22 protein-coding genes are annotated in these 25537 nt (G+C 69.2%); 16 read left to right on the top strand and 6 right to left on the bottom strand.

What is annotated here, in order from left to right; genetic code table 11:
- Positions 1-31: 31 nt before the first annotated feature.
- From ligD to IAI58_RS21845, 5 genes are all read left to right on the top strand, one after another.
- Positions 32-2602 (top strand): DNA ligase D, encoded by a 2571-nt coding sequence (gene ligD / locus IAI58_RS21865; RefSeq protein WP_207448310.1) that lies wholly within the window; start codon positions 32-34, stop codon positions 2600-2602.
- Positions 2599-3468, top strand: a complete 870-nt coding sequence (ku, locus tag IAI58_RS21860) for a non-homologous end joining protein Ku (RefSeq protein ID WP_208776311.1) — start codon at positions 2599-2601, stop codon at positions 3466-3468. The genes ligD and ku overlap by 4 nt, the downstream gene beginning before the upstream one ends.
- 25 nt (positions 3469-3493) lie before the next feature.
- Positions 3494-4468 (top strand): arginase, encoded by a 975-nt coding sequence (gene rocF / locus IAI58_RS21855; RefSeq protein ID WP_207448313.1) that lies wholly within the window; start codon positions 3494-3496, stop codon positions 4466-4468.
- A 103-nt stretch (positions 4469-4571) separates the two neighbouring features.
- Entirely contained in the window at positions 4572-6605 is a 2034-nt protein-coding gene (locus tag IAI58_RS21850; protein WP_207448314.1) for an NAD(+) synthase, read from the top strand.
- Positions 6606-6635: 30 nt separating this feature from the next.
- Positions 6636-7247: a cysteine hydrolase family protein gene (locus IAI58_RS21845; protein WP_208776310.1), complete on the top strand. Its 612-nt coding sequence runs from the start codon at positions 6636-6638 to the stop codon at positions 7245-7247.
- Between the two features lie 42 nt (positions 7248-7289).
- Here the strand turns inward: IAI58_RS21845 and IAI58_RS21840 are convergent, their stop codons facing one another.
- A complete protein-coding gene (locus IAI58_RS21840; RefSeq protein WP_207448315.1) occupies positions 7290-8324 on the bottom strand; it encodes a trypsin-like peptidase domain-containing protein in 1035 nt (344 codons plus the stop codon).
- A 90-nt stretch (positions 8325-8414) separates the two neighbouring features.
- Here IAI58_RS21840 and IAI58_RS21835 point away from each other — a divergent pair, with 90 nt between their 5' ends.
- The 5 genes from IAI58_RS21835 to IAI58_RS21815 all read left to right on the top strand — a co-directional run bounded on the left by IAI58_RS21835 (position 8415) and on the right by IAI58_RS21815 (position 13265).
- Positions 8415-10775 carry a heavy metal translocating P-type ATPase gene (locus tag IAI58_RS21835; RefSeq protein ID WP_207448316.1) on the top strand — a complete coding sequence of 787 codons (2361 nt, stop codon included), beginning with the start codon at positions 8415-8417 and terminating at the stop codon, positions 10773-10775.
- Positions 10775-11164 (top strand): MerR family DNA-binding protein, encoded by a 390-nt coding sequence (locus tag IAI58_RS21830; protein ID WP_207448317.1) that lies wholly within the window; start codon positions 10775-10777, stop codon positions 11162-11164. The genes IAI58_RS21835 and IAI58_RS21830 overlap by 1 nt, the downstream gene beginning before the upstream one ends.
- Positions 11161-11364: a heavy-metal-associated domain-containing protein gene (locus IAI58_RS21825; protein ID WP_237182984.1), complete on the top strand. Its 204-nt coding sequence runs from the start codon at positions 11161-11163 to the stop codon at positions 11362-11364. The genes IAI58_RS21830 and IAI58_RS21825 overlap by 4 nt, the downstream gene beginning before the upstream one ends.
- 83 nt (positions 11365-11447) lie before the next feature.
- A complete protein-coding gene (locus IAI58_RS21820; RefSeq protein ID WP_207448318.1) occupies positions 11448-11990 on the top strand; it encodes a hypothetical protein in 543 nt (180 codons plus the stop codon).
- 102 nt (positions 11991-12092) lie between these two features.
- A complete protein-coding gene (locus IAI58_RS21815; protein ID WP_207448319.1) occupies positions 12093-13265 on the top strand; it encodes a CaiB/BaiF CoA transferase family protein in 1173 nt (390 codons plus the stop codon).
- Between the two features lie 13 nt (positions 13266-13278).
- Here IAI58_RS21815 and IAI58_RS21810 read toward each other — a convergent pair whose 3' ends face one another.
- Positions 13279-14220 carry a LysR family transcriptional regulator gene (locus tag IAI58_RS21810; RefSeq protein ID WP_207448321.1) on the bottom strand — a complete coding sequence of 314 codons (942 nt, stop codon included), beginning with the start codon at positions 14218-14220 and terminating at the stop codon, positions 13279-13281.
- Between the two features lie 160 nt (positions 14221-14380).
- Between IAI58_RS21810 and IAI58_RS21805 the strand changes: the two genes are divergently transcribed.
- Positions 14381-15304, top strand: coding sequence for a ring-cleaving dioxygenase (locus IAI58_RS21805; protein WP_207448323.1), 924 nt, complete (start codon positions 14381-14383; stop codon positions 15302-15304).
- Positions 15305-15330: 26 nt separating this feature from the next.
- On the top strand, positions 15331-15951 hold the full coding sequence (locus IAI58_RS21800; RefSeq protein ID WP_207448325.1) for an alpha/beta hydrolase: 621 nt from the start codon (positions 15331-15333) through the stop codon (positions 15949-15951).
- Positions 15952-16085: 134 nt separating this feature from the next.
- Here the strand turns inward: IAI58_RS21800 and IAI58_RS21795 are convergent, their stop codons facing one another.
- From IAI58_RS21795 to IAI58_RS21780, 4 genes are all read right to left on the bottom strand, one after another.
- Complete coding sequence (locus IAI58_RS21795; RefSeq protein WP_207448327.1) at positions 16086-17789, bottom strand: gamma-glutamyltransferase family protein; 1704 nt, start codon at positions 17787-17789, stop codon at positions 16086-16088.
- Between the two features lie 96 nt (positions 17790-17885).
- Positions 17886-18659, bottom strand: coding sequence for an anti-sigma factor family protein (locus tag IAI58_RS21790; protein WP_207448329.1), 774 nt, complete (start codon positions 18657-18659; stop codon positions 17886-17888).
- Complete coding sequence (locus tag IAI58_RS21785) at positions 18656-19186, bottom strand: RNA polymerase sigma factor (protein WP_207448452.1); 531 nt, start codon at positions 19184-19186, stop codon at positions 18656-18658. The genes IAI58_RS21790 and IAI58_RS21785 overlap by 4 nt, the downstream gene beginning before the upstream one ends.
- A gap of 153 nt (positions 19187-19339) precedes the next feature.
- Positions 19340-20236 carry a LysR family transcriptional regulator gene (locus IAI58_RS21780; protein WP_207448331.1) on the bottom strand — a complete coding sequence of 299 codons (897 nt, stop codon included), beginning with the start codon at positions 20234-20236 and terminating at the stop codon, positions 19340-19342.
- Between the two features lie 170 nt (positions 20237-20406).
- On the opposite strand from IAI58_RS21780, the gene IAI58_RS21775 reads away from it, so the two are divergent.
- The 4 genes from IAI58_RS21775 to IAI58_RS21760 all read left to right on the top strand — a co-directional run bounded on the left by IAI58_RS21775 (position 20407) and on the right by IAI58_RS21760 (position 25536).
- On the top strand, positions 20407-22050 hold the full coding sequence (locus tag IAI58_RS21775; RefSeq protein ID WP_207448333.1) for a flavin-containing monooxygenase: 1644 nt from the start codon (positions 20407-20409) through the stop codon (positions 22048-22050).
- 99 nt (positions 22051-22149) lie between these two features.
- Positions 22150-23088 carry an alpha/beta hydrolase gene (locus tag IAI58_RS21770; RefSeq protein ID WP_207448335.1) on the top strand — a complete coding sequence of 313 codons (939 nt, stop codon included), beginning with the start codon at positions 22150-22152 and terminating at the stop codon, positions 23086-23088.
- 238 nt (positions 23089-23326) lie between these two features.
- Complete coding sequence (locus tag IAI58_RS21765; protein WP_207448336.1) at positions 23327-24586, top strand: ABC transporter substrate-binding protein; 1260 nt, start codon at positions 23327-23329, stop codon at positions 24584-24586.
- A gap of 47 nt (positions 24587-24633) precedes the next feature.
- A complete protein-coding gene (locus IAI58_RS21760) occupies positions 24634-25536 on the top strand; it encodes a branched-chain amino acid ABC transporter permease (protein ID WP_207448337.1) in 903 nt (300 codons plus the stop codon).
- Position 25537: the final 1 nt, after the last annotated feature.

Here is a 25537-nt window from a genome sequence, read left to right as displayed (position 1 = left end):
CAGCGCCCCGCCGCCATCGGAGGGGTGTGTCATGCCGCAGATAGGCGGTCTGGACCGCTACAACGCCAAGCGCGATTTCACCCGCAGCGCCGAGCCGCGCGGCAAGGCGGCGCGGCGCCGCAAGGGCGCTCCGCAGTTCGTGGTGCAGAAGCACGACGCCACGCGGCTGCATTTCGATTTTCGCCTGGAACTGGATGGAAGCCTGAAAAGCTGGGCGGTAACGCGCGGCCCCAGCCTGGACCCCGCTGACAAGCGCCTGGCCGTGCAGGTGGAGGACCATCCGCTGGATTATGCGGGGTTCGAGGGCACCATTCCCGCCGGCGAATATGGCGGCGGCACGGTGATGCTGTGGGACCGCGGCACCTGGGAAAGCCTGGATGACGACCCCGCCGCCGCGATGGCCGCCGGCAAGCTGAAATTCCGCCTCCATGGGGAGCGGATGCAGGGCGGCTGGACGCTCGTGCGGATGCGCGCGCGAGGGCGCGAGACCAAGCCGCAATGGCTGCTGATCAAGGAAAAGGATGATGAGGCCCGCCCCGGCGAGGGCGAGAGCCTGATCGGGACGGCGGAGACCTCCGTCGCCTCCGGCCGCTCGATGGAGGAGATCGCCGGCAAATCCGGCGCCTCTGCCACGACGGATCCCAGACGGGCGAAACCGAAGCGGGCGAAGGCCGCTGCCCCGGCAGAGGAAGAGGGCGCAGCCGCGTCCGGCGTATTCATCCCGCCGCAGCTGTGCTCGACCTCGCCGGAAGCGCCCGGCGGGGCCGACTGGGTGCATGAGGTGAAGCTGGATGGCTACCGGCTTCAGGCGCAGATCTCCGGCGGCAAGGCGCGGCTGCTGACCCGCAGCGGCCAGGACTGGACTCATCGCTTCCCGCAAACCGCCGCCGCGCTGGGCGGGCTGCCGGACAGTATCCTGGATGGCGAGCTGGTCGCGACGGATGCCGAGGGGCATCCCGACTTCGCCGCGCTGATCGCCGCCATGGACCGCAAGCGCACGAATGAGCTGCGCTTCTTCGCTTTCGACCTTCTGGCATCGGCGGGCAGGGACTGGCGCCCGCATCCGCTGCGGGAGCGCAAGGCCGCCCTTCGGGCATTGCTGGATGGCGCGCCGCCGGAGATCACCTATGTCGAGCATTTCCCGGCCTCGGGCGATGCCATCCTTCGTTCGGCCTGCCAGGCCGGGCTGGAAGGCGTGGTGTCGAAGCGGCTGGGCGCCCCCTACCGCTCAGGCCGGGGCGAGGACTGGGTGAAGACGAAATGCCGGGGCAATGATGAATTCGTCATCGGCGGCCATGGCACAGGGCCCAAGGGCAATATGACGCTGTTGCTCGGCGCGTGGCGGGAGGGGCGGCTGGTCTATCTGGGCCGCGTCGGCTCCGGCATTTCCGGCGCCCGCGCGGCGGAGCTGAAGACGTTGTTGCAGCCGCTGGCGCGCAAGACCTCCCCCTTTGCCACCAGCCCGGCCCCGGGCGACCGCCGAGGTGCCCACTGGGTCGAGCCGCGACTGGTGGCCGAGGTGGACTACGCCGGCTGGACCGGGGAGGGGCGTATCCGCCAGGCTTCCTTCAAGGGGCTGCGGGAGGACAAGCCAGCCGAGGCGGTGGAGCCGCCCGGCGCCATCGCGGGCCAGGACCCGCCGCCCGTGCCGGCACCGGGGAAGCGCACTGCGTCACCGGCCGGCAGCGGCGGGAGCGTCGCGGGCGTGCGGCTGAGCCACCCGGAGAAGCTGCTCTGGCCGAAGGACGGCGTGACGAAGCGCGACCTGGCGGAATACTACGCGGCCGTGGCACCGAAGCTGCTGGACTATGCGGGCGGGCGTCTCGTCTCCCTCCTGCGGGCGCCGGATGGCATCGAGGGGGCGCGCTTCTTTCAGCGCCATCCGGGCGCCGGCACCTCGGCGCTGCTGAAGCGCGTGCCGCTGAAGGGTGAAGAGGAACCCTTCCTGATGGTCGACAGCGCCGAGGCCCTGGTCGCCCTGGCGCAGTCCGGCGTGCTGGAGATCCACCCCGGCGGCGCGCGCGCGGACGATACCGAGCGCCCGGACCGGCTGGTCTTCGACATCGACCCGGATGAGGGGCTGGCCTTCTCCGCCGTCATGGACGCGGCGCGGGAGGTGAAGGCCCGGCTGGAGGAACTTGGCCTCGCGGGTTTCGTCAAGACCACCGGGGGCAAGGGGCTGCATGTCGTTACGCCGCTGCGCCCCGGCGCGCAGTGGCCGGAGGCCCGGCTCTTCTGCGAGGCGCTCTGCAAGCTGATGGTCCAGCAGGCGCCCGGCCGCTACACGGCCACCATGGCCAAGAGCGCCCGCAAGGGGCGCATCTTCCTGGACTACCTCCGCAACGACCGCACCGCCTCGGCCGTCGCCGCCTGGTCGCCCCGCGCGCGGCCGGGCGCCACGGTCTCCATGCCCCTGGCCTGGGAGGAACTGGAAAAGGACTTCGATCCCCGCGCCTTCACCATCCGCACGGCGCCGGGGCGAATGGATGGCCCCGACCCCTGGAAAGGCTATGCCGCCGCCGCGCGCCCGCTGCCCCGGCCGCGAGAGAAGTCCGCCGGCAGGAAATCCCCCGCCCGGCGCGGCGGCAAGGAGAAGTCATGAGCGACCGTCCGATCTGGCGCGGCACCCTGCGCCTGGCCCTGGTCTCCTGCCGCATCGCCCTGCTCACGGCACGGCATGAGCGCAACAACCTGCATTTCCACCTGATCAATCCTGATACCGGGCACCGCATCCACACGCAGACCGTGGATGCCGAGACCGGCCAGGCGGTCGAGCGGAGTGAGCTGGCGCGCGGCTATGAGGTGGAGAAGGGCAGATACGTCGTCCTCACCGACGAGGATTTCGACAGCGCCCGCGTCGAGAGCAGCAGCACCCTTTCCATCGCCAAATTCGTCCCGGCTGGCTCCGTCGGCCCGCTCTATTTCGACTCCAGCTACTACCTGGTGCCGGATGGGGAGGAGGGAGCCGATGTCTATGCCGTGCTGCGGGAGGCGCTGCAGGAAAGCGGCATGATGGCCCTCTCCCGCCTCGTGCTCTTCCGGCGGGAAAGGGCGGTGGGCATCCTGCCACTCGGGCGCGGGCTGGTGCTGCATACGCTGCATGAGGAGAGCGACCTGCGCCCGGCCGCCAGCGCCTTCGAGGACCTGCCGAAAGCCACGCCGGACAAGGAGATGGTCAAGCTGGCGCGCCAGTTGATCGAGCGGCAGGTGGGCGAATTCGACCCCGCCGATACCGAGGACCGCTACGAGGCCCGCCTGCGGGAGGTCATCGAGGCGCGCAAGGAAGGGCTGGAGCCCGAGCCGGAGCCGGAGGAGCAACCGGACCGCGGGAATGTGATAGACCTGATGGCGGCGCTGCTGAACAGCCTCAAGCAAGGCGAGCCGCGCAAGGCACCGGCCCGTAAGCCGCCCGCCCGCAAGGCCTCCCCCTCCAGGCGCAGCAAGCCCGCGCCCAAGAAGCGCGCCTGATTTTTGACCGCCCGTAGGAGTTTGAATGTTGGAGTTTGACAGCGGCGAGGGCCAGCGGCGCGTGACCCTGCTCGGTATCCCGATGGATGCGGGCACCAGCGTGCCCGGCGCCCGCATGGGGCCGACCGCGCTGCGCATCGCGGGACTGGCGACGCTGCTGCGGGAGCTCGGGCATGAGGTGGAGGATGCCGGAGACCTGGTACCGCCCGGCCCGCGCAGCGTCTCCCTGGCCCCGGAGGATGCCGCCGCCTGCCGAAACCTGGAGGAGGTGGCGGGCTGGGTGCGGCTGATCCACAACCGCGCCTATGCCCTGGCCGCCAGCGGCCGGCTGCCGATCTTCCTGGGCGGGGACCATGCGCTGTCCATGGGCAGCGTCAGCGGCATCGCCCGGCATTGCCAGGAAGCCGGGCGGGAACTGGCGGTGCTCTGGATCGATGCCCATGCCGACTTCAACAATCCCGCCACCACGCCGTCGCGCAACATGCACGGCATGTCGCTGGCCTTCCTGAGCGGCGATGCCCGGTTGCGGCCGCTGCTTCCCGACCGGCCGCTGGTGCCCCTGGCGCCCGGGTCGGTCCATATCTTCGGCCTGCGCTCGATCGACATGGAGGAGCGCCGGCAGGTGCAGGCCTATGGCGCGCAGGCCATCGACATGCGCGCCATCGACGAGCAGGGCGTGGCCGCGCTGATGCGGCCGCTGATCGAGGACTGGAAGGCGCGGGGCGTCCATCTGCATGTCAGTCTGGACGTGGACATGCTCGACCCCTCGTTGGCGCCGGGCGTCGGCACCACCGTGCCGGGTGGCGCCACCTACCGGGAGGCGCATCTGATCATGGAGATGCTCTCCGACAGCGGCCTGACCGCTTCCCTCGACGTCGTGGAGCTGAATCCCTTCCTGGACGAGCGCGGGCGCAGCGCCCGGCTGCTGGTGGAACTGGTGGCCAGCCTCTTCGGGCGCACCGTGCTGGACAGCCCTCCGGTCAGGATGCGCGCCTTCTGACGTGCTGGACGCAACCTTGCGCCCGTTCGGGGCATAGGACATCACGGAAGCGGCGGCCACCATACGGCCCCGCTTCCCCCTCCCGCTGCCGGTGGTGCATCGCATGACCTTCGCTTCCCTCTATCGCCACGGTTTCGCCCGCATCGCCGCCTGCACGACGCGCTGCACCCTGGCTGACCCCGCCGCGAATGCCGAGGCCGTGCTGGCCGCCGCCCGCGAATGCCATGGACGGGGCGCGGCGGTGGCCGTCTTCCCGGAACTGGCGCTCTCCGGCTACTCCATCGACGACCTGTTGTTGCAGGACACTGTGCTGGACGCGGTGGAAGAGGCGGCGGCGCTGCTGATCGCGCAATCGGCCAGCCTGCGCCCGCTGCTGCTGGTCGGCGCGCCGCTGCGCCATGCCGGGCGGGTCTACAACACCGCCCTGGCCATCCAGGGCGGCCGTCTGCTGGGCGTGGTGCCGAAGCAGCACCTGCCGAACTACCGTGAATTCTACGAGCGCCGCTATTTCGCCAGCGGCGCGGGCACGGAAGGCGGCCGCATCCGCTATGCCGGGCAGGAGGCACCTTTCGGCCCGGATCAGCTTTTCGCCGCCGAGGACCTGCCGGGGCTGATCGTGCATGCCGAGATCTGCGAGGATCTCTGGGTGCCGGTGCCGCCCAGTGCCCATGGCGCCCTGGCCGGGGCGGTGGTGCTGGCCAATCTCTCGGCCAGCAATATCACCGTGGGAAAGGCGGATACGCGGCGGCTGCTCTGCCAGTCGCAGTCGGCGCGCTGCCTGGGCGCCTATGTCTATGCCGCCGCCGGCACGGGCGAATCCACCACGGACCTCGCCTGGGACGGGCAGGTCTCGATCTTCGAGAACGGCAATATCCTGGCGGAAAGTGAGCGCTTCCCCGCCGAGGGGCAGGTCGTCGTGGCGGATGTCGATCTCGACCTCCTGCGGCAGGAGCGTGCGCGCCAGGGCACCTTCGACGACAACCGCCGCGCCCATCCCGCCGCCGCCTTCCGCACAGCAACATTCCATCTCGATCCGCCGCAGGAGGATCTGGGGCTGGAGCGGGTGGTGGAACGCTTCCCCTTCGTTCCCGCCGACCCGGCGCGGCTGCACCAGGACTGCTACGAGGCCTACAACATCCAGGTCTCCGGCCTCATCCAGCGGCTGCGCGCCACGCGCGGGCGCATCGTCATCGGCGTCTCCGGCGGGTTGGATTCCACCCAGGCGCTGATCGTCGCCGCCAAGGCCATGGACCTGATGGGCCGGCCCCGCACGGACATCCTGGCCTTCACCATGCCGGGCTTCGGCACCAGCGAGGGCACGCGCACCAATGCCCATGCGCTGATGCAGGCCCTGGGCGTGACGGCGCAGGAGCTGGATATCCGCCCCGCCGCCACGCAGATGCTGAAGGATCTCGGCCATCCCTTCGGGCGGGGAGAGCCGGTCTATGACGTGACTTTCGAGAATGTGCAGGCGGGCCTGCGGACCGACTACCTCTTCCGCGCCGCCAACCACCATGGCGGCATGGTGCTGGGCACGGGCGACCTGTCAGAACTGGCGCTGGGCTGGTGCACCTATGGCGTCGGCGACCAGATGTCGCACTACAACGTCAATTCCGGCGTGCCGAAGACGCTGATCCAGCACCTCATCCGCTGGGTCGTCTCCTCCCGCCAGTTCGACGATGAGGTGGGCGTGATCCTCACCTCCATCCTCGGCACCGAGATCTCGCCGGAGCTGGTGCCGGCGGAGGGGCAGGCATTGCAGAGCACGGAGGCCAAGATCGGCCCCTACGCGCTGCAGGATTTCCACCTCTTCTATACGCTGCGCTACGGCTTCCGCCCTTCCAAGGTCGCCTTCCTGGCCTGGCGCGCCTGGAGCGACGCGGCGCGCGGGCGCTGGCCCGCCGGCTTCCCCGAGGAAGCGCGGCCGCAATACGACCTGGCGACCATCCGCCACTGGCTGGAGGTCTTTCTCTCGCGCTTCTTCGGCTTCAGCCAGTTCAAGCGCTCGGCCATGCCGAATGGCCCGAAGGTCTCGGCGGGCGGCTCGCTCTCACCGCGCGGCGACTGGCGCGCGCCCTCCGACGGCACGGCCACGGCTTGGCTGGAGGAGCTGCGCCGCAACGTGCCGGAGGAATGACGATGCTTCATCAGCAGGGAAGGAGACGCCGTGGCGCATAGGCATGGGCTGCAGGACAAGCCGCTGGGCCCGAACTGCATGCATCTCTGCGTCGATATGCAGAAGCTCTTCGCCGAGGGGTCGGAATGGCACACCCCCTGGATGAAGCGCGTGCTGCCAATGGTGGAGCAACTGGTGGCCGCGCATCCGGACAGGACGATCTTCACCCGCTTCATCCCGCTGAAGCATCCCGGGGAGGGCGAGGGAACCTGGAAGGACTACTATCGCCGCTGGTCCAACATGACGCTGGAGGCGCTGCCGCCGGACATGATCGAGCTGCTGCCGGATCTGGCGCGCTTCGTGCCGCCGGCACAGGTCATCGACAAGACGGTCTATTCCCCCTGGTTCGCGCCCGAGCTGGAGCGGACGCTGCGGGAGCGGCAAGTGGATACCCTCGTCATCAGCGGGGCGGAGACGGATGTCTGCGTTCTGGCGGCGGTCATGGGCGCGGTCGACCGCGGCTACCGCATCATCGTGCCGAAGGATGCGCTCTGCTCGTCTTCCGACGCCATGCATGACGCGCTGCTCGGGCTCTACAGCCACCGCTACGGGCAGCAGGTCGAGGTCGGGACCGTTTCCGAGATCCTTGAACTCTGGCGGTGAATCCCGGCAGGACCGGGGCCCCCGGTCTTGCGCGGCGGCAGCTCAACGCTCGCAGCGGATGAAGACGGTGCTGCGGTTGGCGATCTCGCCTACATCGGCGGCGCTCCGCTCGGGGCCGCGGCTCTCCGCCGCCTGTGGCGTCAGTCCGGCGCGGCGCAGGAAATCGGCGGCGGCGGTGCCCTTGACGGCGAAGTTGATGTTCTGCGCGATGTCCCCGGTCCGGCGGGAGACCGCGCCGGCATTCAGCTTGCTGACCACGACGCCGACGATATTCCCCTGCAGGTCCAGCAACGGCCCGCCGGAATTGCCGGGCTGCACCGGCGCGCTGATCTGGTACTGGGAGGGGTTGTCCCCCAGCCCGTTCAGCCCGTTCACCTCGCCACGGGTCAGCTTGGGGTCGGAGGAGAGCAGGCCCGGCAGCGGGAAGCCATAGGCGACCACGCCCTCGCCCCGCCGCACGGCCGGGCCGGCGCGGAAGGCCAGGGCCGGGCCGGGGTTGCCGGGCACCGTCAGCAGCGAGAGGTCCAGCGCCGCGTCCACCTTGGCGGGCGGCACGGCGGGCAGCATCCGCCCGTCGGCGGTGCGGATGAAGACGCGGTCGCAGCCAGCGACCACATGCTGGTTGGTCAGCACCCGGTCCGCCGCCACCACGAAGCCGGTGCCGGAGGAAACGCTGCGCGCCTTGGGGTTCGGCTGCCCCGGCGCCGGCTGGGTCGGCCGGGACTGGGCCACGCCGCGTACGTCGCCGGGCTCCAGCACCACGCGGGGGGTGGCGCAGATATCCTGCCCCCGCTTCACCGCCTCCCTCCCATCGCGCAGCACCAGCCGCACGTCAAAGCGGCAGCCGGTATCGGCATCCGGACGCAGGGTCAGCGCTTTGTCGGTGGGCATGGGGCCGGGGGCCAGGTTGCCGCCCCAGTCCTTGCGGCCGCTATGCACGGCATGGACGGCGCTGGCCTCCTGCCCCGTGCGGTTGACGATCTGGAAGCGGTTCTGCGCGGGCTGCGCCTGGACGGCCAGCGGGGCTGAGAAGAGCGCGGCGGCCAGCAGGGCGGTGCGGAGGGAGGAGGTCTGCATGGCGCGGGATGTTCCTCCTCGCGCCGGCCGCGTCAATCGGGCAGTACCACCTCTTGACCTTCCTATTATGGGAAGCCCCAGATGACGGCCATGCCCGAGACCCGATCCACTCCTTTCGACATCACCCTGCCCGTCACCGGCATGACCTGCGCCAGCTGCGCTGGCCGGGTCGAGCGCGCGCTGCGCAAGGTGCCGGGGGTGGAGGAGGTTTCCGTCAATCTGGCGACGGAACAGGCCAGCCTGCGTGGAAGCGCCCCGCTGCCCGCCCTGGCCGAGGCGGTGCGCGCCGCCGGCTATGATCTGCGGGAAGTGACGCGCGATATCGGCGTCACCGGCATGACCTGCGCCAGTTGCGCCAGCAGGGTGAAGCGGGCGCTGGAGAAGGTGCCGGGGGTGCTTGAGGCCAGCGTGAACCTGGCGACGGAACAGGTGCATCTGCGGCTGCTGCCGACGGTGGAGGATGCCACGCTGTCCGCCGCGCTGGAAAAGGCCGGCTACGCCCTGGCCATAGTCCCGGAGCAGGAGGAGCCCGAGGCCGCGCCGGACCGCCGTGGTCTGGCGGAACTGGCCGTGGCCTTCGCCCTGGCTGCGCCCTTCCTGGCGGGCATGCTGGGCATGGCGCTCGGGCGGGACTGGATGCCCCCGGGATGGGCACAGTTCCTGCTGGCCGCGCCGCTGCAGTTCTGGCTGGGCGCGCGGTTCTATCGCGCCGGCTGGCGGGCGCTGCGTGCCGGTGCGGGCAACATGGACCTGCTGGTGGCGCTCGGCACCAGCGCCGCCTTCGGCCTCTCCACCGTGCAGTGGCTGCGCGGCGAGCATCACCTCTATTTCGAGGCCGCGGCCGTCGTCATTGCCTTCGTACTGCTGGGCCGCTTCCTCGAGCATCGCGCCAAACGCGCCACGGGCACCGCCATCGCCGCGCTGCTGGCCTTGCGCCCCCGCACCGCCTGTCGCCTGGATGCCGCTGGGCGGGAGGAGGAAGTGCCCCTGGCCGCCCTGCGCGCCGGCGACAGGGTTGTGGTGCGCCCGGGCGAGCGCGTGCCCGCCGATGGCGTGGTGGAGGAAGGCGCCGCCGGACTGGATGAAAGCGCCCTGACGGGGGAAAGCCGCGCTGTCGAGAAGGCCGTGGGCGATACCGTCTCCACCGGTACCGTCTCCCTGGACGGGCGACTGGTGGTGCGTGCGCAGGCCGTGGGCGGCGATACCCGGCTGGCCCAGGTGGCGGCGCTGGTGCAGGCGGCCCAGGCCAGCCGGGCACCCGTGCAGAAGCTTGTGGACCGCGTCAGCGCCGTCTTCGTACCGGTGGTGGTGGGCGTGGCGCTGGTGACGCTGCTGGGCTGGCTGGCGGCGGGGGCGGGCCTTTCGGCGGCGCTGCTGCATGCGGTGGCCGTGCTGGTCATTGCCTGCCCCTGCGCCCTGGGGTTGGCCACGCCAGCCGCCATCATGGCCGGTACCGGCGCCGCCGCGCGCGCGGGCATCCTGATCCGCGATGCCGCGGCGCTGGAGCAGGCTGGAAAGATTGACCTGGTGGCCTTCGACAAGACCGGCACGCTGACCGAGGGCCGCCCGAGCCTGGCGGCGCTGTATCCCGCGAGGGGCGTGGCGCGTGAGGAGGCGCTGCGGCTGGCCGCCCGGCTGCAGGCCGGCAGCGAGCACCCGCTGGCCCGCGCCGTGCTGGTGGCGGCGGGAGGCGACATCGCGCCGGCCGAGACCTTCCGCGCCCTGCCGGGACGTGGGGTGGAAGGTCGGGTGGAGGGCAGGAGGCTGGCCCTGGGCAGCACAAGGCTGCTGACGGAAAGCGGGCTTTTCGCCGGCCCCCTGGCCGAGGCGGCAGCGCGGGAGGCCGGGCAGGGCCATACCCTCTCCTGGCTGATCGACCCTTCCGCTCCGGCGGTGCTGGCGCTCATGGCCTTCGCCGATGCGCCGCGCGCCGGCGCCGCGGAGGCTGTGCGGGCCCTGAAGACGCAGGGCGTGCAGGTGGCCATGCTGACCGGCGACGCGCCGGAGGCCGCCGGCGCCGTCGCCCGCGCGCTGGATATCGGCGAGGTGGCGGCCGGGGTTCTGCCGGCACAGAAGGCCGCGCAGGTCACCGCCTGGCGGGAGAAGGGACGGCGCGTGGCCATGGTGGGCGATGGCGTCAACGACGCCGCCGCGCTGGCCAGCGCCGACCTGGGCATCGCCATGGGCAGCGGCACCGATGCCGCCATCGCCGCCGCCCATGTCACGTTGCTGCGCCCCGACCCCATTCTGGTGCCCGCGACACTAGCCATCACGCGCCGGACTCTGTCACAAATCCGACAGAACCTGCTTTGGGCTTTCGGGTTCAATGCCGTGGGCATCCCGCTGGCGGCGCTGGGCGGGCTTTCGCCGGCCCTGGCCGGGGCGGCGATGGCTTTCTCCTCGGTGGCCGTCCTGGGCAATGCGCTGCTGCTGGCGCGCTGGAGGGCGTGATGAACATCGGCACCGCCGCGAAGCTCTCGGGCATCAATGCCAAGATGATCCGCCACTACGAGCAACTGGGGCTGCTGCGGGGGCGCCGGCTGGCGAATGGCTATCGCGACTACGATGAGGCCGATGTCGCCACCCTGCGCTTCATCCGCCACGCCAGGGCGCTGGCCTTTCCGCTGGAAGACGTGCGGAAGCTGCTGGCACTCTGGGCTGACCGCAACCGCGCCAGTGCCGATGTGCGCCGCATCGCGCTGGACCATGTGACGGCGCTGGAGAGCAAGGCGCAGGCGATGCAGGCCATGGCCAGCAGCCTGCGCCACCTGGCCGAGCATTGCTGCGGCGATGCGCGGCCCGATTGTCCCATCCTCGATGAACTGGAGAAGACGCTGTGAACGGCACCATCGAACTGAATGTCACGGGTATGAGGTGCGAGCACTGCGCGCGTGCCATTGTCCAGGCGATCCGCGCCGGGGACCCCGGTGCCGAGGTCAGTGTAGACCTCGCCGGCGGCATCGTGCGCGCCGATACGCGCCAGCTGCGCGAAACGCTGGTGAGCCTGATCGAGGAGGAAGGGTATGGGGTGACTCGCTAGTCCCTCCACCATTTCTTCACGCAGGCGGTGGCATGACGGAAGGGCAGGCCGGGTCGTCGCCCGGCAGTACAGGGCCCGCCGCCATGAGCAATGAACACGTACCGTCGCAGGAACCGCAGCCCGGCTATGCCCCCAGCCGTTTCACCGGCTATGGCGGCACGGACGAGGCGACCCGCAGGCAGATGCGGCTGGAGGCCGAGGCCTCCGACATCCAGCAGGCGCTCTCCCCGGCGCTGAACCCCGTCATCGCCCGGTTGCGGGAGGATCTGGACCGGCTGCTGGACGAGATCCCGGAACCGCCTCCGCGCCCCGCCGGAACCACCCGGGACGCCGCGGGGGGCGGAGCCAGCATGGCGCAGAGCCTGGAGCAATGGTCGCTGGCCTGGCGCCAGCGGGCCCTGGCCGACCTGGACGAGCGCGTGGCGGAGATGCGCCAGGTCTATGTGATCCATCGTGGCGACAGCCACCGCCACCTGCTCTTCCTGGACCGCCAGGGGCGGCACATGCTGGCCGTGCAGCCGCAGGAGCCGGCCTCGGCGCTGCGCTACAGCAAGCTATCGCGGGAGACGGAGCTGAATGACCTCTACGGGCCCTTCGCACGCCTTGCCGATACGCCGCGCGGTTGAGCCTGGGCGGTTGTGGGGTTATCGCCCATAGGCGCGCTCATCCGGCGCGCCAGCCCCGTGCCCGCCCTCGTCAGGCGGGCGGACGGGCGAAAGGGAGGAACCATGCTGCCGCTGTCCCGCTTTACCGTGCTCGACCTCACCCGCGTCCGCTCCGGCCCCACGGCCGTCAGGCAGTTGGCGGATTGGGGCGCGAATGTCCTGAAGATCGAGGCGCCGGAGGAGGTGGATACCGGCAAGGGCCTGGGCGGCGATACGCTGGGCCCGGACTACCAGAACGTCCACCGCAACAAGCGCGGCATCACCCTGAACCTGAAGAAGCCGGAGGGCATCGCCGCCTTCCGCCGCATGGTGGAGCAGGCCGATGTGGTGGTGGAGAACTACCGCCCGGACGTGAAGGCCCGGCTGGGCATCGACTACGATTCCCTCGCTGCCATCAATCCGCGCATCGTGCTCGGCAGCATTTCGGGTTTCGGTCAGGACGGCCCCTATGCCCGCCGCCCCGGCTTCGACCAGATCGCCCAGGGCATGGGCGGGTTGATGAGCGTGACGGGCCTGCCGGGCCAGGGGCCGGTGCGCGCCGGCATCCCGGTGGCCGACCTGACGGCGGGGCTTTACTGCGCCATCGGCATCCTGGTCGCCCTGCTGGAGCGGGAGCAGACCGGCAGGGGCCGCTGGGTGCATACCTCTCTGCTGGAGGCCATGGTCGCCATGATGGACTTCCAGGCCACCCGCTGGACCATGAAGGGCGAGGTGCCACAGCAGGCCGGCAACGACCATCCCACCACCATTCCCACCGGCCTCTTCCGCACCAGCGACGGCGTCATCAACATCGCCGCCGGCGGCGGGGAGATGTGGCGCCGCATCGTCTCGGTGCTGGAGATCGAGGAGGAGGCGAAGGACCCGGACCTCGCGACCGATGCGCTGCGCTCGAAGAACCGGGCCAAGACCAATGCGGTGCTGCAGGCGAAGCTGGAGACGGAGACAGCCGAACACTGGGTGAGCCGCTTCAACGAGGCCGGCGTGCCCTGCGGCCCCGTCTATACGATGGACCAGGTCTTCGCCGATGAGCAGGTGAAGCATCTCGGCCTTGCCTGGCCGGTGCAGCACCCGAAGCTGGGCGAGATCGCGCTGGTGCGGCCGCCCATGCAGATCGCCGGCGTCGAGCCGCCCCGCGCGCCGACACCGGAGCGGGGCCAGCACACCGACGCGGTCCTGCGGGAATTCGGCTTCACGGCGGAGGAAATCGCCGGGCTGCGGGCCGGCAAGGTGATCTGACGCGGAAGCCGCCTCAATCCGGGGCGGCGCCCTCGATCAAGGGCTGCATGCGCGCGACCCCGGCGGCCAGGGCATCCATCAGCACGCGGATGCGCGGAGTCTGCCGGAGGTCGGGATGCGTCAGCAGCCAGAGATCGGTGGCAAGGTCGGGCTCGGGCGGTGCCAGCCGCACCAGAGCGGCACGCTTATCGCCGAGGAAGCAGGGCAGGTGGGCTATTCCCAGCCCCGCCTCCACCCCCGCCACCAGCCCGCCCACCGTGTCGAAGCGGCCGGCGATGCGCTCGGCCGGCACCCGCTGGCGCAGGAAGCGCGCCGCCCTCAACCCGGAAAGGTTATCGCCGGGGGAGAGCCAGTCACTCCCGGCCAATAGCTCTGCCAGCGGAGGCGAGCCGCCTGGAACATCTTCGGCCCGGCCGTATGGCGCCCAGGCGATACGCCCGAGCCGACGCCCCACCAGCGTTTCCGGCGGCGCGTCCGTGGCGCGGATGGCGATATCGGCATCGCGGCGGGAGAGGTTCAGCGCCTCATTTCCCGTCACCACATCCAGCCGGATGGCCGGATGCGCCTGCCGGAGCCGCGCCAGCATTGGCATCAGCAGCCCTGATAGAAGGGCATCGCTGGTGGCGATGCGTACTTCGCCGGCTGCTGCCGGCGCCTGTCCGGCCAGATGGCGGGTGACGGCGGTGATATCCTCATCCACCCGCGCGGCCAGGGCGGCCATCTGCTCCCCGGCCGGGGTCGGTGCATAGCCGGTGCGGTGCCGCTCGAAGAGCGGGAAGCCCAGCAGAGCCTCGATCTGCCGCAGACGGCGGAAGACGGTGGAATGGTTGATGCCCAGGCGCGCGGCGGCGGCCGGCAGGTTGCGCGCCTCGGCCACGGCCTTGATCAGCCGGAAATCATCCCAGGCAATACTCCTGGCGGCATCCCTCGGAGCCTGCACTTCCACCTCCGGCATGGCTGTCCGCAGCAGTCTGGCCCAGGCGAACATGCAATGCCAAAGCTATTCGTGCACGTATAACATTGCACCAACGCAATCCGTTTTCGCTGGTCCCAGAGGCCCGCGATCCTAATCTCCTGTCCCAACGAGGCACCCCGCCTCACAAGGACGCAACATCATGGCCAAGCACGGCATCCACCACGTCACCGCCATCGCCGGCCCGGCGCGGCGCAACCTGGACTTTTACACACGGGTCCTGGGCCTGCGCCTGGTGAAGAAGACGGTGAATTTCGACGATCCCGGCACCTACCATTTCTACTATGGTGACGGCGCCGGCAGCCCCGGCACCATCCTGACCTTCTTCCCCTGGGAACATGCCGCCCCTGGCCGCCAGGGCACGGGCGAGTTGCAGGAAACCGTCTTCCGCGTGCCGCAAGGCGCCATCGGATTCTGGATGCAGCGGCTGATGCCCTACGCGCCCGAGCGCAGCACGCGCTTCGGCGAGACGGTGCTTTCCTTCCGGGATTCGGACGGGATGCGGCTGGCGCTGGCCGGCGTGCCGGGTATCGAGGCCGAACCCGCCTGGGAAAACCAGGAAATTCCGGCGGAATTCGCCATCCGCGGATTCCATAGCGTCAGCCTGATGCTGGCGGATGGTGCCGCCACGGGCGCGATCCTCAGCGATGTCTTCGGCTTCGCCAAGGCTGCGAAGGACGGCAATGTGACGCGCTATCAGGTGCCCGGCAGCACGGTGGGCGGCATCATCGACCTGCGCTCGGTAGGCGATTTCCTGCCGGCGCGGCTGGGGCGTGGCTCGGTGCACCACCTGGCCTTCCGTGCCGCGGATGACGCGGAGGAGATGGAGATGCAGCGGAAGCTGGCTGCCAACCACGGCATCCATACGACGGAGCAGAAGGACCGCAACTATTTCCGCTCGCTCTATTTCCGCGAGCCCGGCCATGTGCTGTTCGAGATCGCGACCGATATTCCGGGTTTCGCGGTGGATGAGCCGGCGGTGGAACTGGGGCAGTCGCTGAAGCTGCCGGGCTTTCTGGAGGCGCATCGCTCCGTGATCGAGGCGTCGTTGCCGGCGCTGGCCTGAGTTCCAGCCTGAATAGGAGTGCGACCATGACCAATCCTGAGGAGCTGGGCTTCCGGCACCGCTTCGAGCGCGGCACCGAAGGCAGCGGCCCACCGCTGCTGTTGCTGCACGGCACGGGCGGGGATGAGAACGACCTGCTGCCGCTGGGCCGTGCCGTGGCGCCGGGGGTGGCGCTGCTCTCGCCGCGCGGGCAGGTGCTGGAACAGGGAATGCCCCGCTTCTTCCGGCGACTGGCGGAAGGCGTCTTCGACGAGGAGGACCTGCGCCGCCGCACCGGGGAACTGGCGGATTTCGTGGCGGCGGCTCGGGATGCCTATGGCATTCCGGCGCCGGTCGCGCTGGGCTTTTCCAATGGCGCGAATATCGCCGCCGCCATGCTGCTGCTGCGCCCTGGCGTGTTGCGCGGCGCCGCGCTGCTGCGCGCCATGGTGCCGCTGCGCCAGCCCCCGGCGGCGCGGCTCGATGGCACGCCGGTGCTGCTGCTCTCCGGCGCCGCCGATCCGATCGTGCCGGCCGCCAATAGCGCCGAACTCGCGACGCAGCTGGAACAGGCAGGCGCGGCGGTCACGCGTCAGGTGCTGCCCGTAGGGCATGGCCTCTCCCAGGCCGATCTGATGCTGGTAAAAAACTGGCTGGCGGCGCTGTGACGGTGTGCCGCCGCGGGATGTGAGTGCGTGGACGGATGCCCCGGCCGTCACCGTCGGGGCATGCCGTCGCCAGGATGTAGGGGGAGCAGCCCGTGACGGTCACATGTCACGGGCGACCCGTCTGCCCAGCCCTGTCAGTCGCCCACGGCCACGCCGTCGCGCCGCGGATCGGCCGCGCCTTCCCAGCCGCCGGGGATGCGGCGGATAATCTGAAGACCCGTGTTCATGCCACCGACCTTCGGCTTATGGCCCATGGCGGCCAGGGCATCGGCCAGCCCCTCGGCCGGGGTTCCTGCCTCGAGTTCCCGCGCGCCGTTCTGGGCGCCGATGCGGGGGCGGGCCGTGGCGCGATAGGCATCGGCGTTCCAGGCCAGCACTTCCACGAGGGCGACCGTGACAGAATCCACGATCCGCGCTCCGCCACCCGCGCCCACCACCAGCTCGGGCGTGCCATCCGCGCCCAGCACGATGGTCGGAGCCATGGTGGTGATGGGGCGCTTGCCGCCTTCCAGCCGGTTGAAGGCGGGCGCCTCGGCGGGCCCGGGATCGGCGGCGAAATTGGTCAGGCCGTTGTTCAGGACGATGCCTGAGGCCAGTCGTTCCGCGCCGAAATTCAGGTTGTTGGTGGTGGTGAAGGAAATGGCGTTGCCCGATCCGTCCACGATCGACACATGGGAGGTGCCCGCCAGCACCAGCGGGTCGGAGGGCGTGGGCAGGGCGCCATGGCGCTCCAGCGGATTGCCCGGGCGGGCCTGCTCCATGGCCTGGCCGGGCTTCACCTCTGCGGCCCGGCTGGCCAGGTAGGAAGGCGCCACGAGCTGCTCGGTGGGCACGGGCACCCTATCCGGGTCGCCCAGCCAGCGGCGGCGGTCCGCCAGCCCCAGGCGGCCGACTTCCAGGATCAGATGCGCGGCCTCGGCGGAATCGGGCGCCTTGCCGGCGATATCCAGGCGCTCCAGCATTCCGAGCTGCTGCTGGACGGCCACGCCGCCGGAGGAGGGCGGGGCGGCCGAGCAGACCGTCCGCCCGAAGGCGATGCTGCACACGGGGTCGCGCCGCTTGGCTTCGTAATTCGCCAGATCCTCGGCCGTCATCCAGCCCGGCACCGGCTCGCGCGCCACGGCTTCCAGCACCGCGCGCCCGAGGGAGCCACGATAGAGCGCATCCGGTCCTTCCTCCGCGATCTGGCGCAGGGCGGCGGCATGGGCGGGGTTGCGGACCACCGTGCCCGCCGGCAGCGGCTCGGCATCGGCGCCAAAGAACAAGGCACGCATCTCCGCGTCCTTCGCCAGCTCCACCGCGCGGGTCGAAAGCACCCGGTGCAGCACGGGCGAGATGGGCGCCCCTTCCTCTGCCGCGCGGATGGCAGGCGCGAAAAGATCCTTCCAGGGCAGCTTCCCGTGATCCGCATGGACCATGGCCAGCATCCGCAATGTGCCCGGCACACCCACCGAGCGGCCGGACCGCGCGACGGTGGCCGCGCCCACGCGCGTGCCGTCCGCATCCTCGATCAGGCGCGAGGTGGCGGCAGCAGGGGCCGAGGCGATGCCCTCATAGCCGCTCATCCGCCGGGCCGCGGCATCCCAGTGCACCAGCAGCGCGCCGCCCAGCAGGCCGCTGGCATGCGGTTCCACCACCGAGAGCACGGCCTGCGCCGCTACCGCGGCATCGGCGGCCGAGCCGCCCGCGCGTAGCATGTCCAACCCCGCCTGCGCCGCCAGCGGATGAGCCGTGGCCACCATCTGGCGCGTCGCGCGGGCGGCACCCTCCGCTGCCCAGGACTGGAGCGGCGCGGCCGCCAGGAGAGCCGCGAGGACATAAGCTGGTTTATGGCGCACGGATACTTTCCCATCAGGAAGGCATCGCTTCTAACCGCAAGTGTATCGTCGCGCTACAGCACCACCTGCGGTAGCGTTTCACTCCCTACCCGCGGCTCAGGTCGGCTGCATCTGCCGGCGGATCTCATTCGCCAGGGGGTGCAGCCTCTCGGCCGGCAGGGGGCCGACCAGGCTGTAGCCATTGCCCTTGGCCGCCCAGGTAATGGCCTCGACATCGCCGCGGGCTTCCCGCGCCATGGGCATGTCGCGATCCAGGCCCATCGGGCGGGTGAGCAGCACCAGCCGCGTCCCGCGGTCATCGTCGAACATGAAGAGCACAGCGGCACCCTGCGGGGTCGAGACTAGCCGCCCGCCCATCAGCCGGTAGCCGGAGGCCGAGAGGTCCGGCGCCGTCACCGGCCGGCCCAGGCGGCTGGAAGCCCAGGCGACCAGCTCGGCGCGCTGCGCGGCCCTCAGTTCCACCGGCCGCTGCCGGTCGGGCACATAGACGGCGTAGCTGTCGGCCGCCTGCTGCGCCAGGGTCGTCATGGGCCGCGCCGCCGGCTGCATCGCCCCGCGCAGCCACCAGCCGCTGGCGCCCCCCGCCCCCAGCATCAGCACCGCCATGGCCGCCACGCGCCAGAATGCGCCGCGCGGCCGCTGCCGCGCCTCGATCAGCCGGGTCAGGTTCAGCCCGGGCGGAAGGGGTTCCTCGGCAACGGGCGCCAGAGCCTCCCGCAGCCCGGCACGCTGGCGGCGATAGGCTTCGACGCGCGCCGCCACCTCGGGATGGGCGCCGAGGTATCCCGCCACTTCCGCCTGCCGCGCGGCATCCAGCGCCATGTCGACAAAGCCGTGCAGATCCTCTTCGGTGATCGGGCGCGTATTCATTTGATCCTCCGCAGCCGCGCTTCCCCGGCCGGGCCGGACGCGACGCCACCATCCACCGCCAGCCGCAGCCGTTCCCGCCCGCGCGACAGGCGCGACATCACCGTGCCGACAGGTACTCCCAGCACATGGGCGACCTCGGCGTAGGAAAGATCCTCCACCGAGACCAGGAGCACCACGCTCCGCTGCTCCTCCGGCAGCGTCTCCAGCGCCCGCATCAGGTCGCGCTGCCGCAATCCTTCCTCCTGCCGCGGCGGCTGGGTGGGGCCGGATTCCTCGGCGCTGTCCAGCGGCAGGTGCGGGCCGCGCCGGGCGGACTGGCGCAGGCGGTTGATGGCGAGGTTATGCACGATGGCGAAGAGCCAGCTGCGCGCGTCGCCATCGGCGCGGCGCTGGTGCCAGCGGGTGATCGCGCGTTCCAGCCCGTCCTGCACCAGATCGTCCGCCGCGCTGCTGTCGCGCAGCATGGCGCGCGCATAGCGCCGCAGGGAGGGGATCAGCGGCTCCAGCAGCCGCGCCATGTCACTCATCATCCGGCCTGTTCATGGCCACCATCATGCTTCCCGCGCGGCGTCCTGAGGAAGACACCGCAGGATGCGGCTTATTCCCCCGATGCCAGAAAAATCCCTGCGGCCCTCCTCCTGCGGGCCCCGGTCGCGGAGACGGGGCCGGAAAGGCGGTCGTCAGGCCGCCGGGCGTGGGAAGGACGCTTCCAGAAAATCCAGGAAGACCCTGACACGTTGGCTGAGGTGACGCCTGCTCTGATAGACGGCATAGATGGTGTCTTCCATCCTGTGCTCATGCTCGGGGAAGAGGCGGATGAGGCGGCCGGAGGCGAGGTCGCGCGTGATCTGAAAATCCGCCAGCCGGGCGATGCCGGCCCCGGCTCGCGCCAGGGCCATCAGCATCTGCCCCTGGTTGGCGGTCACGCTGCCGCTGGCGCGGATGCGGCGGACGGAGCGGTCGCTGTCCCGGAAGCTCCAGGTGCTCCAGGGCATGCGCTTGTTGAAGTTCAGGCACTCATGCTCCGCGAGGTCATCGGGCGTGCCGGGCGTGCCGCGTTCCTCCAGATAGGCGGGGGCAGCGCAGATGATCCAGCGCATATCCACGATCCGCCGCGCGACCAGGGAGGAATCCGGCAGGTCTCCAATCGAGATGGCGACATCCACACCCCCTTCCAGCAGGTTGCCTGGCTCGTTGCTCAGCACGAATTCCAGCCGCAGCGCCGGATGCTGGCGACGGAAGGCCGGGATCAGGGGCGCGAGCTGGTGGATGGCAAAGGTAGGAACGGAGCGGATCCGCAGCACGTCCCGCACCAGGACGCCTGTGAAGGCCACGCCCTCGGCCGCCTCCACCGCTTCGATGGCCTGCCGGGCGGCGGGGTAGAAAGCCTCGCCTTCCGGCGTCAGGGCCAGGCTCCGCAACGAGCGGTTGAACAGCACCACGCCAAGCCTGTTCTCCAGGCGCGCGATCAGCTTGCTGACCGCCGAGGGAGTCAGTGACAGGGAGCGGCCGGCGGCGGAAAACCCGCCATCCTCGACCGCCCTCACGAAGACCTGCATCTCGCCCAGCCGGTCCATGCACCCTCCTCCCCGTTGTGACACCAGTTCACACCAGTTTGGACGGTTTGGAAATTGCCGCTGGCCATGCAAGGGCCTAGCGTCTGTGTGACCCCGAGTAGTGCCCGCAGAGGCATCGCGGCGGCTGATGACGTCCATGAACAGTAAAGATGAATAGGGAGCGGCCGGTCATGTCCAGTTCGCAAGCAGAAACCGCCAACGTTCAGGCGCGGATTTCCGGCGACTTCGATGCCATCGTCATCGGCGCCGGCTTCTCCGGCCTGTATCAGCTCTATTCGTTGCGCGACAAACTGGGGATGAGGGTGCAGGTGCTGGAGGCCGGCAGCGGCGTCGGCGGCACCTGGTACTGGAACCGCTACCCCGGCGCCCGCTGCGATTCGGAGAGCTACTACTATTCCTTCTCCTTCTCGGAGGAGCTGCAGCAGGAATGGGAGTGGAGCGAGCGTTACCCCGACCATTCCGAGATCCGCCGCTACCTCAATCACGTCGCCGACCGCTTCGACCTGCGCCGCAACATCCGCTTCGACACCCGCGTCGCCAGCGCGCGCTATGATGACGAGGCCAATCTCTGGCGCGTCACTACCGAAGCCGGAGAATCCCTGTCCGCACGCTTCCTGATCACCGGCGTCGGTTGCCTCTCCGCCGCCAATATCCCGAAGATTCCGGGCCTGGAGAGCTTCCAGGGCCAGTGGTATCATACGGGGCGCTGGCCGCATGAGGATGTGGATTTCGCCGGCAAGCGCGTCGGCCTGATCGGCACCGGCTCGACCGGCATCCAGGCGACGCCCGTCATCGCCGCGCAGGCGGCGCACCTGACCGTCTTCCAGCGCACCGCCAATTACAGCATTCCCGCCCGCAACAGCCCGATGAGCCCGGAGCAGCTGCGCGAGATCAAGGCCAATTACGCCGCCATCCGCGAGAAGGCGCGCTCCTCGCCCAACGGCCATCCCTTCGATGTCTTCCAGAAATCGGCACTGGAGATGACGCCGGAGGAGCGCCTGGCGCGCTATGAACAGGCCTGGGAGACGGGCGGCCTGCGTTTCCGCGCGGTCTTCAAGGACCTGCTGATCGACAGGGATGCGAATGAGACGGCCTCCGAGTTCATCCGTGCCAAGATCCGCGGCATCGTGAAGGACCCGGTGGTGGCGGAGATGCTGACGCCGAAGGACCATCCCTTCGCCACCAAGCGGCCGCCGATCGATACCGACTATTTCGAGACCTTCAACCGCGACAACGTCAAGCTGGTCGATATCAAGGCCACGCCCATCGCCGAGATCACGCCGCGCGGCATCCGTACGCGGGATGCTGAGCACGAGCTGGATATCATCGTCTTCGCCACGGGCTTCGACGCCATGACGGGGCCGCTGCTATCCATCGATATCAGCGGCCGGGACGGCATCGCGCTGAAGGATGCCTGGGCGGCTGGTCCGCGCAGCTATCTTGGCCTGCAGGTGGCGGATTTCCCGAATCTCTTCACCATCACCGGGCCGGGAAGCCCCTCCGTGCTGACCAACATGCCTGTGGCGATCGAGCAGCATGTCGACTGGATCACCCGCTGCATCCAGCATATGCGGCAGAATGGCCTGAGCCGGATCGAGGCACAGCCGGAGGCCGCCGAGAAATGGGTGGCGCATGTCAATGACGCCGCCAATGCCACGCTGCTGCCGCAGGCCAACAGTTCCTGGTATCTCGGCGCCAATGTCCCGGGCAAGCCGCGCGTCTTCATGCCCTATGCCGGGGGCATGGCGAATTACGCCCGGGTCTGCGAGGAGGTCGCGGCGAAGGACTATGAAGGATTCGAACTGAGTCGCTGAGCAATTCCGGTCCACCTGCCCCGCCATGCGGGGCGGGCATTGCATCGGGCTGCAGGCCGCTATCGCCTGCCGCCCCTTCAGACATGGAAGGAAGAGCGGATGTCAGCGATTCACCCGGATGTTCTGGCCCTGATCGAGCGGGTGCGTCAGGCCGAGAGCCTGCCATTCGAGAAGCTGTCGCCGCAGGAGGCCCGCAGGGTTCATGCGGAGCGGGCGCGCGCCATGCAGACGGAAGGCGACAGCCTGGAGGACGTGCGGGACATGCGGGCCGCAGGCCAGGGCCACGAGGTGCCGCTGCGTTTCTACCGTGCCACCAGGGCGGAGGATGGGCCTTCCCCCTGCCTGCTGTTCCTGCACGGCGGTGGCTGGGTCCTCGGAAGTCTGGACACGCATGACTGGGTCTGCCGCCGGCTGGCTCGGGAACTCGGCGCCTGTGTGCTGGCGGTCGATTATCGCCTGGCGCCGGAACATCCCTACCCCGCGGCGCTGGAAGATGGCATCGCCGCGCTGCGCTGGCTGGCCGCCCAGGCGGAGGTGCTGGGCATCGATCCCAGGCGGATCGCCGTGGGTGGCGACAGCGCCGGAGCCAATCTGGCCGCTGTCCTGGCCTTGATGGGCCGCGAGGGTCATGTCCCCCCCACCGTCTTTCAGATGTTGCTCTATCCGGCGGTGGATCTGGATATCGACGAGAACAGCTACGCGCCCGTGACCGAGGCGATGCTGTTGGCGCCTACGACAATGCGCTACTTCATCGAACAATATCTGCCGGCGCCGGAGCAGCGCCGGGATTGGCGGGCATCGCCCCTGCGCGCGCCCAGCCTTCGCGGTGCGCCCCCTGCGCTGGTGCTGACCTGCGGGCACGATCCGCTTGGCGAGGAAGGGCGGAGATATGCCAGGCGGCTGGAACAGGATGGCGTCGCCGTCACGGCGCTGCATCTGAGTGACCAGACCCACGGCTTCCTGACCATGAACAAGGCCATCCGTCCAGTCGCGGGCGTCATGGCCTTCGCTGCCCAGACGCTTCGTGGCGTCTGGTAGGCGGCAGGGGAAGGGCGGAACCCCCTTGTCATGGCGCATGATGCCAACTGGTGTAGCAAGGGGAAAGTAGAAACGGCGCATATTGCGTGTTGCGTGAAGATCGTGAGATGCCGCGCCCCGTCAATGTGCGTTGACTTGCGTGGGTCGATGCGATCACCATACCGGAAATCATAATCAAAATGGTCCCGCTGTACTGCCGGAAGGCAGGCGGCGGAGGCGAATGGGAAGGAAAACGAGAATGTCGAATCAGGCAGGCGCTGTCGGGCGTCGTGCGTTCCTGGGTGCTGCCGCGGCAGGCGCGGGCATCCTCGCCATGCCGCATGTGGCCGGCGCGCAGGCCAAGGTGATCCGGGTCGGCATGCCGACCACCCTTTCCGGCCGCATCGCGATCATGGGCAGTTCCAGCCGCGTTGCGGTGCAATACGCTTTCAACCGCATCAATGAAGCCGGCGGCATGGGCGGCCGGAAGCTGGAACTGGTGGAGCGCGACACCAAGGGCCGACCGGACGAAGCCGCCAAGATCACCCGCGACCTCATCAACAATGATGGTTGTGAGATCATCATCGATGGTGAATCCTCCGCCGGCAGTTTCGCGGTGCATGAGGTGATCCGCGACCTTCCCGTCCTTTGCCTCCATACGAATTCCGAGACATCATCCCTCTCGGCCGACCCGAAGCTGCATGTGAAGACCGCTTTCCGCTGCGCGCGGCAGGGCATCCATGATGCTGTGGCGGGAGGCACCTACGCCTCCACCATTTCAAAGGCACGTGGCCTGAAGCGGTGGATGACCTGCTCTCCCGATTATGCCTATGGCCGCGACAACACTGCGGAGTTCCTGCAATTCGCAAAGATGTTCGATCCGGACATCGAGGTGGTCGATCAGGTCTGGCCGCGCCTCTTCGCGCCCGACTATACCGAGAATATCACCAAGGCGCTCCAGGTGAAGCCGCAGGCCATGTATTCGGCGCTCTGGGGCGGTGACCTCGTCAGCTTCGTCGAGCAGACCAACCTCTACCGTCTCTTCAACAACATCACCTTCTTCTCCTCCTCGCTGGGCGATCCGCCGGTGCTGACGGCCATCAAGCAGCTGCCGCAGGGCCTGCACACGGCCTATCGCTACAACCGTACCTATCCCACCAGGCCGGAGAATGTCGCCTTCGCCGATGGCTATAGCGGCATGGCGAAGCATGATCCCACGAACTGGGCCTGGCAGAACTTCGTCGCCGCCGGCTTCATCGCTGAGGCGCTGAAGCGCACCGACGGCCGCACGGATGCCACGGCTCTGGCGGCCGAACTAAAGGGTATGAAACTGCCCTCGCCCGTGGCGGTGGATGAGGTCATCACCATGCGGGAGAGCGATCATACCATCATCGGCTATCCCGTGGCCTGGGGTCGCACCGTGCCGAAGGCGCCCTTCGTGGAGGATTTCGCGCCAGTGGACTGGGGCCAGATCGTTGAGCTCGAAGCGGAGTGGAAGAAGCAGAAGGGCTATGCCTGAGGCATAGCGCCTTACCCTGCCCTGCCACACCGAATGGGAGACCACATGTGAATCTCGAGGTCCTCGCCGGCTGTTTCGCGACAGCATCCTGCGTCGTTACCCAAGTCTCCACCGGGCTGATCGTAGGGATGCTGCTCTTCCTGGTAGCCTCCGGCCTTTCGCTGATCTTCGGCGTGCTGGGCATCGTCAACTTCGCCCATGGCGCCTTCTACATGGTCGGCGCCTATTTCGCCTTCCTGGCTTATGTGCAGACGGACAGCTTCACCCTGGCGCTGATCGCGGGTGCCCTGAGTGCTGGTGTCATCGGCGTGGCTTTCGAGCGGCTGATCATGAGCCGTGTCTACGGACAGGATCTGCTGATGCAGCTTCTCGTCTGCTATGCCGCCATCCTGATTCTCGACGACCTCGTGAAGATCTTCTTCGGTGCGGACTACAAGCTGATGGGTATGCCGGAAGCCTTCGCCACGGCGCCGCTGGAGATCGCCGGCGGTTTCATCCCGGGCTACTACCTGTTCATGCTGGCCATCGCGCTGGGCATCGGGCTGCTGCTCTGGCTGGGCATCAACAAGACCCGCGTGGGCAAGATCATCCGTGCGTTGGCCATCAATCCGCAGATGGTCGGCGCGCTCGGCATCAATACCACCCTGCTCTATGCCGGCGTCTTCGGCATCGGCTGCGTGCTGGCAGGTGTGGCGGGGGGGCTGGCGGCGCCGGTACGCAGCCTCACACCCGGCATGGGGCTCTCGGTCCTGATCGAGAGCTTCATCGTCACGGTCATCGGCGGCATGGGCTCCATTCCCGGCGCGCTGGTGGCGGCATTGCTGATCGGGCTGACCCGCGCCTTCGGCGCCATCGGCTTTCCGCTCTTCGTGGACGGGCTGATGTTCGGGCTGATGGGGCTGGTGCTCATCGTCAGGCCCAGCGGCCTGCTCGGCGTGAAGGCGACCTGAC

Origin of the sequence: Roseomonas marmotae (assembly GCF_017654485.1) — a bacterium.
GTDB classification, from domain to species: domain Bacteria; phylum Pseudomonadota; class Alphaproteobacteria; order Acetobacterales; family Acetobacteraceae; genus Pseudoroseomonas; species Pseudoroseomonas marmotae.
The sequence above is the reverse complement of the archived record's forward strand: the minus strand, read 5'-3'. Positions and strand labels throughout refer to the sequence as shown.

Bases quoted from the DNA above. Each gene is read 5' to 3' on its own strand.
- IAI58_RS21785 (WP_207448452.1), bottom strand. From the start codon at position 19,186: ATGAGTGACATGGCGCGGCTGCTGGAGCCGCTGATCCCCTCCCTGCGG.
- ku (WP_208776311.1), top strand. From the start codon at position 2,599: ATGAGCGACCGTCCGATCTGGCGCGGCACCCTGCGCCTGGCCCTGGTC.
- IAI58_RS21805 (WP_207448323.1), top strand. From the start codon at position 14,381: ATGGCCAAGCACGGCATCCACCACGTCACCGCCATCGCCGGCCCGGCG.
- IAI58_RS21765 (WP_207448336.1), top strand. From the start codon at position 23,327: ATGTCGAATCAGGCAGGCGCTGTCGGGCGTCGTGCGTTCCTGGGTGCT.
- IAI58_RS21770 (WP_207448335.1), top strand. From the start codon at position 22,150: ATGTCAGCGATTCACCCGGATGTTCTGGCCCTGATCGAGCGGGTGCGT.
- IAI58_RS21775 (WP_207448333.1), top strand. From the start codon at position 20,407: ATGTCCAGTTCGCAAGCAGAAACCGCCAACGTTCAGGCGCGGATTTCC.
- IAI58_RS21800 (WP_207448325.1), top strand. From the start codon at position 15,331: ATGACCAATCCTGAGGAGCTGGGCTTCCGGCACCGCTTCGAGCGCGGC.
- ligD (WP_207448310.1), top strand. From the start codon at position 32: ATGCCGCAGATAGGCGGTCTGGACCGCTACAACGCCAAGCGCGATTTC.
- IAI58_RS21790 (WP_207448329.1), bottom strand. From the start codon at position 18,659: ATGAATACGCGCCCGATCACCGAAGAGGATCTGCACGGCTTTGTCGAC.
- IAI58_RS21850 (WP_207448314.1), top strand. From the start codon at position 4,572: ATGACCTTCGCTTCCCTCTATCGCCACGGTTTCGCCCGCATCGCCGCC.
- rocF (WP_207448313.1), top strand. From the start codon at position 3,494: ATGTTGGAGTTTGACAGCGGCGAGGGCCAGCGGCGCGTGACCCTGCTC.
- IAI58_RS21815 (WP_207448319.1), top strand. From the start codon at position 12,093: ATGCTGCCGCTGTCCCGCTTTACCGTGCTCGACCTCACCCGCGTCCGC.
- IAI58_RS21835 (WP_207448316.1), top strand. From the start codon at position 8,415: ATGCCCGAGACCCGATCCACTCCTTTCGACATCACCCTGCCCGTCACC.
- IAI58_RS21830 (WP_207448317.1), top strand. From the start codon at position 10,775: ATGAACATCGGCACCGCCGCGAAGCTCTCGGGCATCAATGCCAAGATG.
- IAI58_RS21820 (WP_207448318.1), top strand. From the start codon at position 11,448: ATGAGCAATGAACACGTACCGTCGCAGGAACCGCAGCCCGGCTATGCC.
- IAI58_RS21810 (WP_207448321.1), bottom strand. From the start codon at position 14,220: ATGCCGGAGGTGGAAGTGCAGGCTCCGAGGGATGCCGCCAGGAGTATT.
- IAI58_RS21840 (WP_207448315.1), bottom strand. From the start codon at position 8,324: ATGCAGACCTCCTCCCTCCGCACCGCCCTGCTGGCCGCCGCGCTCTTC.
- IAI58_RS21780 (WP_207448331.1), bottom strand. From the start codon at position 20,236: ATGGACCGGCTGGGCGAGATGCAGGTCTTCGTGAGGGCGGTCGAGGAT.